7 protein-coding genes are annotated in these 7,382 nt (G+C 39.5%); 4 read left to right on the forward strand and 3 right to left on the reverse strand.

The window, feature by feature from the left end; all coding sequences use genetic code 11:
* The 3 genes from LC574_RS17930 to LC574_RS17940 all read left to right on the forward strand — a co-directional run.
* The coding region (locus LC574_RS17930) for an ABC transporter substrate-binding protein (protein WP_229454757.1) at window positions 1-1,073 on the forward strand (1,073 nt) is incomplete at its 5' end.
* A 7-nt stretch (window positions 1,074-1,080) separates the two neighbouring features.
* Window positions 1,081-2,031, forward strand: a complete 951-nt coding sequence (locus LC574_RS17935) for a branched-chain amino acid ABC transporter permease (protein ID WP_229454758.1) — start codon at window positions 1,081-1,083, stop codon at window positions 2,029-2,031.
* 14 nt (window positions 2,032-2,045) lie between these two features.
* Window positions 2,046-2,549, forward strand: coding sequence for a Uma2 family endonuclease (locus LC574_RS17940; RefSeq protein ID WP_229454759.1), 504 nt, complete (start codon window positions 2,046-2,048; stop codon window positions 2,547-2,549).
* A 297-nt stretch (window positions 2,550-2,846) separates the two neighbouring features.
* Here LC574_RS17940 and LC574_RS17945 read toward each other — a convergent pair whose 3' ends face one another.
* Complete coding sequence (locus LC574_RS17945; RefSeq protein ID WP_229454760.1) at window positions 2,847-3,404, reverse strand: DUF2808 domain-containing protein; 558 nt, start codon at window positions 3,402-3,404, stop codon at window positions 2,847-2,849.
* A gap of 23 nt (window positions 3,405-3,427) precedes the next feature.
* Window positions 3,428-3,865 carry a DoxX family protein gene (locus tag LC574_RS17950; protein WP_229454761.1) on the reverse strand — a complete coding sequence of 146 codons (438 nt, stop codon included), beginning with the start codon at window positions 3,863-3,865 and terminating at the stop codon, window positions 3,428-3,430.
* Window positions 3,866-4,320: 455 nt separating this feature from the next.
* On the opposite strand from LC574_RS17950, the gene LC574_RS17955 reads away from it, so the two are divergent.
* The gene (locus tag LC574_RS17955) at window positions 4,321-6,522 is read left to right on the forward strand and encodes a DEAD/DEAH box helicase (protein ID WP_229454762.1); all 2,202 of its coding nucleotides are present in this window, start codon (window positions 4,321-4,323) and stop codon (window positions 6,520-6,522) included.
* A gap of 443 nt (window positions 6,523-6,965) precedes the next feature.
* Here the strand turns inward: LC574_RS17955 and LC574_RS17960 are convergent.
* Window positions 6,966-7,382: SMP-30/gluconolactonase/LRE family protein (locus LC574_RS17960; protein ID WP_229454763.1), on the reverse strand; the 417-nt coding region annotated here is incomplete at its 5' end.

Genomic DNA, 7,382 nt, shown 5'->3' on the forward strand with positions numbered 1-7,382 from the left:
CCTTAGCACAAACCAGCAACGTAGCATTACTTGGTCAAGAGGGATTCGTGGGAGCTAGAATTGCCGAGAAGTATTTCAACAGTAAAGGTGGTATTAATGGCACTCCGATTAAATTGATAACCCAAGATACTAGCGGTGATGAAGCTGGAGCAATTAACGCTTTTCAAACTTTAATTAACAAAGATAAAGTAGTCGGTATTGTTGGCCCTACTTTATCACAGCAAGCTTTTAGTGCTGACCCCATCGCCGAACGTGCTAAAGTCCCAGTTATTGGCGCATCAAATACCGCAAAAGGAATTCCAGAAATTGGTGATTATGTAGCTCGTGTATCTGCCCCCGTCTCTATAGTTGCCCCTAATTCGCTGAAAGCTGCACTAAAACAGAATCCTCAAATTAAAAAAGTGGCAGTTTTTTACGCCCAAAATGATGCATTTAACAAATCAGAAACGGAGATTTTTCAAACAGCAGTAAAAGAACAAGGGCTAGAATTAGTAACAGTTCAAAAGTTCCAAACTACTGATACAGACTTTCAAGCCCAAGCTACCAATGCAATTAACTTAAAACCAGATTTAGTAATTATTTCGGGACTAGCGGCTGATGGTGGTAACTTAGTGCGACAACTACGAGAACTGGGTTATAAAGGCATAATTATTGGTGGTAATGGTCTGAATACACCAAATGTTTTATCAGTGTGTAAAGCACTTTGCGATGGTGTGCTGATTGCTCAAGCTTACAGTCCTGAATATCCTGGTGAGATTAATAAGGTATTTCGCCAAACTTATATTGAGCAATATAAGAAAGAACCAGCCCAATTTACTGGTCAATCTTTTGCTGCGGTGCAGGTGTATGTTGAAGCGCTTAAAGAGTTGGATAAAAAAACCAAAATTAGCACATTACCTCTTGATAAACTGCGGACAGAATTGAACAAGCAAATACTAGCTGGAAAGTATGATACTCCTTTAGGTGAGATTGCTTTTACACCAGTCGGTGATGTGATTCAAAAGGAATTTTACGTTGCCCAAATTAAGATGGATAAAGATGGAAACACTGGGAAATTCGTATTTATAAAATAGTTGCAACATGGATATAACTCTATTTCTGCAACAATTTTTGAACGGATTATCTATCGGTAGTATCTATGCAATTTTTGCATTGGGATATACCTTAGTTTATTCTATTTTGGGCATCATTAATTTAGCTCATGGCGCGATTTTTACCTTGGGTGCATATTTCACTTATGCACTCACAGGTGGTAACTTTGGATTTAACGGCTTGCTAGCGAATGCAACCTTGCCGATAAAATTACCATTTGCGATCGCCTTAATTTTAGGAAGTACCTTGGCGGGATTGGTAGGGGTAGTAATGGAACGGGTTGCTTTTCAACCTCTGCGCCGTCAAGGATCTGATCCTTTATTAACTGTTGTTTCCAGCTTGGGGGTAGCAGTGGTAATTGTGAATTTAATCCAGTATTTAGTAGGCGCAGAAAGTTACACATACCCCGCAAATACTTACGGTAATTTACCACCTGCGATTAATTTTGGTACTCCAGATAATCCAATTCCTATTCGCAGCGTTCAGGTGGTAATTTTTGCTGTATCAGTGGTGATTGTGGCAATTCTTACCTATTTTATCAATCGGACTAAATATGGTAAGGCAATGCAAGCGATCGCAGAAGATCCAACTACAGCTAGTTTGTTAGGAATTAATAGCGATCGCTTTATAATTTTAACATTCTTCATCAGCAGTTTTTTAGCGGGATTGGCAGGAACTTTAGTCGCCTCTAGTGTTAGTATAGCTGGGCCATATTTCGGCATTGCTTTTGGTTTGCGGGGTTTAGCGGTAATTGTCTTAGGAGGTTTAGGTAGTATTCCCGGTGCAGTGGTGGGAGGCTTAGTAATTGGATTAGTCGAGGCGTTTGTCCCTTCTGAATTCTCTGGATATAAAGACGCAGTAGCCTTTGGAATTTTGTTTATCATGCTATTAGTTAGACCCCAAGGTTTGCTAGGGCGGCGGTTTATTCAAAAAGTTTAAATAGACGTAGCACTATGAAAACATACACCAGACAAAAACTAACTTTCGAGCAATTTTTAGAACAGTGTCCAGAGGAAGGTTTCTATGAACTTGTAGATGGAGAAATTGTAGAGGTGCGTGCAACCAGAAATCATGATGATGTCGCCAATTTTATATTTTTTGGTTTCAATGATGAAATTAGGCGACTAAACTTAAATTATGTAGTTAATAACACAGCAGTCTTTAAAACTATAACTGCCAATGGAATAGAACAAGGGCGTAAGCCTGATGTAAGTGTCATAGATAAAGATACATGGCGCTCAAATCGTTCTGCTTACTCTGCACTTGAAGAACCTATCCAGTTAGCTGTAGAAGTGACATCAACTAATTGGGAAGATGACTACATTGATAAATTGGATGAATATCAACGTTTAGGTATTACAGAATATTGGATTGTAGATTATTTGGCAATTGGACTAAGAGCAGGGCTATTTCGTTCTAGACATAAACCGCCCAGAACTAAAGTTCCTCGCTTATAGCCCAAGTCCACGCTTAGTGGACTAAAAGCCTTTCTTAGTCGTCTTTAGACGACTTTTACTATTAGCCTCAGAATTTATTCTGAGGTGGGCTAGATGAGAATGAAATAGCCCTGCTGTTTTTTCTCTTCCTTTGCGTTCAACTCTTGGAGACACACTCGTGTTTGCGTCTTCTCTGCGAGAGGCTTTGCCAACGCGGATCGTTAAAAAAATTAACTTTGACAAAGAGTTAAGCCTTAACCCAAGCGTATTGTCACTAATTCTACTTTTTTGATATTGACGTAATGCACCCTATGGAAACTACCAGTTACTTCTATTGCTGTAAAACTGAAACCGTGCAAAGCCGAGAAATTGTCCGTGGGATTTCTCACCCACTGGGAACGCTGTTACACCCAATAAGTAGACACCAGAAAAGCTGGGATTACTCAGAGGGCGGAGGGCGATTGTAATTGTCTGTCCCGGAGTGACAGGCGGAGAAAAATTCACACTAACTGTTTGTGTTTCGCGTTCTGCTGTGACTGGGCCTAGTGTTAGCCGAGATTCTTTGCGATCGCTCGTTCCGACAAATGCGCGAGTATCATTAAGATTGTAGTCGATGTTTTCTGCTCCCTCCTTCTGGTTAATAGTTACCTTCTGAAGGGATTCTCCAGCATTCTCCGGCACGTTAATAGTAAAATAATAAGTCCCGCCCCAAACATTCACATCTTTGTAAGTAGTCGTCGCCTCAACAAGTTTCGGCGGTTGGACAAAGTAGACAATGCCATCTCTAAGCTGCACCGCTTGAGTCACCGGAACAGCAACTCCTCCAATACTTATTGCTAACGAGAGTGTTATCCCAAACAAAGTTGTAACGCGCATGATTCAGATATAAAAAAACGCCCTCATTTCAATTCTAATTCTTTGGGAATAAGTGACTTCGGAATAATAGAAGCTTGTTTTTCCCCATCAGAAGATTTCGTGTACCACCAAGCCCAAGCAATTAAAACTGCTTGAAGGGGAAGCCTGACTACGTGTACCCAAGGTGAATTTGGTATATGTTCAATCTTAATAAGATTAACCGCCATATTAATATTGGCAGGGTAAACAGCAATAAAAAGAGCAAGAAGTCCCCAAGCAGCAGCTTGACTTACAGGCGGGACTAACAAGCCGATACCACCCAAAATTTCATAAAAGCCACTGAGATAAACTAATCCTAAAGGGTAAGGTAGTTGCGGCGGCACAATTTTGACATATTCTTCTGGAACAACAAAGTGTGTCACTCCAACCACAATGATGGATATGGCAAGGACGACACGTAAGACTTCTTTATACTTATTCATGGGTTTTGCCTGATTATATACTTGTCCCTATTACTTCAGTTTGATTTATGGATGTTAATCTGCCTTGAGCCAATAGGAGGAAAAATCGACAAAATTTTCCAAAATGCCACTTAAACCAATTCGCAATTCGCAATTCGCAATACTTCGGCTACCCTCAGTACAAGTTCGCAATTACGTTTTGTGACTCTTATTTAGACCCCGACTATAGCAATCCTATTTGAGTTGTAAAAATTATCGAACCGCCAAGACGCCAAGAGCGCCAAGAGGAGAAGGAGAGAAGTTTACAAATCATTTAGGACTGCTATAACATACGTTCTGCCCTTCTTAGGCTCTTTACTTAAACCCCCAAACTTTGTTAATTAAGAGATTCATCCAATTACCCATCACATCTTACAGGTATGTGACCGATTCTTGAATCCTCAGATAGCTACTTGTTACTAATTATTTATAAAAAAATGAGCGATGCCTTTAGCCGACTTGCACCCTTCATCCAAGAATATATTTATCATCACCAGTGGACTGAATTGCGACCAGTTCAAATTGCCGCTTGTCAAGTTATATTTGACACCGATGCTCACTTGCTAGTTACTGCTGCAACTGCTGCGGGTAAAACAGAAGCAGCCTTTCTGCCAGTTTTGACTTTATTACATACCAACCCTGCTACAACTATAGGAGTATTATATATTAGTCCAATCAAAGCTTTAATTAACGATCAATTTGAACGCCTCAACGACTTACTCAAAGAAGCAGATATTCCAGTTTGGCACTGGCACGGTGATGTTTCTCAAAGTCGAAAAAACAAGCTTTTAAAAAATCCTCAAGGCATTCTACAAATTACACCAGAATCCTTAGAAAGTTTGTTAATCAACAAAAATAACGATCTACTTCGCTTATTTGGTGATTTAAGATTTGTCATTATTGATGAAATTCATGCTTTTATGGGTTCCGAACGCGGTTGTCAAATTATTTGCCAATTACAACGTTTAGCAAGGTTGACGCAAAAGCAACCGCGCCGTATTGGTTTATCGGCAACTCTTGGTGATTACTCAATAGCTGAAGATTGGTTGCGTTCTGGAACAGATAAGCCAGTGATTACACCGGAACCTGATGGGATAAAACGCCAACTAAAACTAGCTGTAGAACATTTTTATATTACTGATGAAGTAGATGAATCAGAGGCAACAGCTTATGAACAATATATTTTCAACCTCAGCAAATCTCGTAAATGCCTGATATTTGCTAATAATCGCACGCAAACTGAATCTGTAATAGCATCTTTGCGACAAATTGCCACAGAACAAAGGCTACCAGATATATATCATGTGCATCATGGGAGTATATCTGCTAGCTTGCGGCAAGCTGCTGAAAATGCGATGCGTGAACCCAACAATCCAGCAGTTACCGCCGCCACTCTGACTTTAGAATTAGGCATAGATATCGGTCATTTAGAGCGAGTTATTCAGTTAGAATCACCCTTGTCTGTAGCTAGCTTTTTACAGCGCTTAGGACGTAGTGGCAGAAGAGGTGAAGCTGCCGATATGCGCTTAATTTGCGCTGAAGAGAAATCATTACTAGAAGCTTCTCTACCAGAACAAATACCCTGGCAACTTTTGCAGTCTATTGCTATCATTCAACTTTATTTAGAGGAGCAATGGATTGAACCAATCAGACCGATTAAATATCCTTTGAGTTTGCTTTATCACCAAACAATGAGTATTTTAACAGCAGCAGGGGAAATTTCACCAAATGCCCTAGCTAAACAAATTTTTAGCTTGCCGCCCTTTGCTGCTATTTTAAAAGAAGATTTCCAACTATTGCTTTGCTATTTAATTGATATTGGTCATATTCAGCATACTGAGCAAGGTAAATTAATCCTGGGTTTGGCAGGAGAAAAGATTGTGAGAAAATTCCAGTTTTATGCTGTCTTTGCTGAACAGCAAGAATATATTGTTAAGCAAGGTGCAACGCAAATTGGCAGTATCGTTACGCCGCCTGCTGTTGGAAATCAATTTGCTTTAGCTGGGAGAACTTGGGAAGTCGTAGAAGTTGACTTTAAAAAGAAAGCTATTTTTGTTAAACAAGCCGAGGGGAAAGCTAGTATTTATTGGCGTGGTAGTGGTGGCACTATTCATACCAAAGTTTTACAACGAATGCAACAGGTTCTAGTTGAGAATGTCGAGTATAGGTATTTGCAAAAAAATGCTTTGCAACGTTTAAGTGAAGTTCGCCAATTGGTGCAGCAGGTTGGATTAGATAAACAAAATATCTTGCAATTAGAAAGAGGTAAATGCTGCATTTTTCCCTGGATGGGTACGGTTGCTTATCGCACTTTGGAAAGATTACTCAACTCCTACTGTCGAGAATCGTTGGAAATTATAAGTATTGGCGGGGTAAATCCCTATTATTTAACAATTAAATTAGGCAAGGATAAATTTAAATATCTTTATCATGAAATTGCTTCATTGTGTGAGCAAAGAATTACCTCAGAAAATTTACTCAGTACTTCAGAAGCACCGGAAATTCAAAAGTATGACCAATTTGTTCCTCATTCACTTTTACGAAAAGCTTTTGCTAGCGATTCTTTAGATATGAGAGAACTCAGACAGCAAGTGGCACTTTGGAGACAATATGGTTCGGTTAAGAATATTTGTAGTTGAGTTGAAGGTCGTGAAACCCAACAAATCCTGCAATATGTTGGGTTTCGTTCCTCAACCCAACCTACATATTTTTATTTTTTGGGCTTAAACGAACCGTATTGACTGTGGAGAGAATAAACAATAGTACAATGGTTAAATTACCTGGAAATTTCTATAATAGACATCTCCGAAAAAGAATGTAGAGACGTAGCAGTGCTCATTGGTGTCAACTTAAGCTAAAAATCGCTTATCTGTTGGCTTCCACGCCCGCCCAGAAATGAATTTCAGGGCTTATAGCTAAAGTCTACTGAAGTAGACTAAAGATTTTTCGGATTATTTAGTCATCAAAAGATGACTTTCGCTATTAGCAAGGAACTTCAGTTCCTTGCGGGACATGGCTTTTACGTTAAGTTGACACGTATGAGCAGTGCTACGTCTCTACAAGGGTTATGGGTAACGCATATTTAATTTCTGGAGATGTCTAATTTAGAAAAATCATAATTAGGTAATCCAGTAATATCAGTTTGGAGAGCAAACAAATCACCCGAGTGAAAACTTTTTTCGATCTCTGCTTGGCTGAGTCCAACTGAAGCAGTGGTGATGTAGAGTGTTTGCAAATTCTCGCCTCCAAAAGTACAGCTAGTTGGCAATTGCACAGGTAGCTTTATCCGCAATATCTCTTCACCCTTGGGATTGAAACGAATTACACACCATCCATCCCACATAGCTGACCAAATATGTCCTTCACTGTCTATTGTCAACCCATCTGGGTAGAAGGATTCATGTGTTAAAACAATAAAAATCCGACGATTAGTAATGTTTCCTTTTACTGAATTAAAGTCGGAAGCGTTTATTTTTTGCTGAGGATAATCTGTTAAGTA

Source organism: Nostoc sp. CHAB 5715, from assembly GCF_020829685.1.
Taxonomy (GTDB): domain Bacteria; phylum Cyanobacteriota; class Cyanobacteriia; order Cyanobacteriales; family Nostocaceae; genus Nostoc.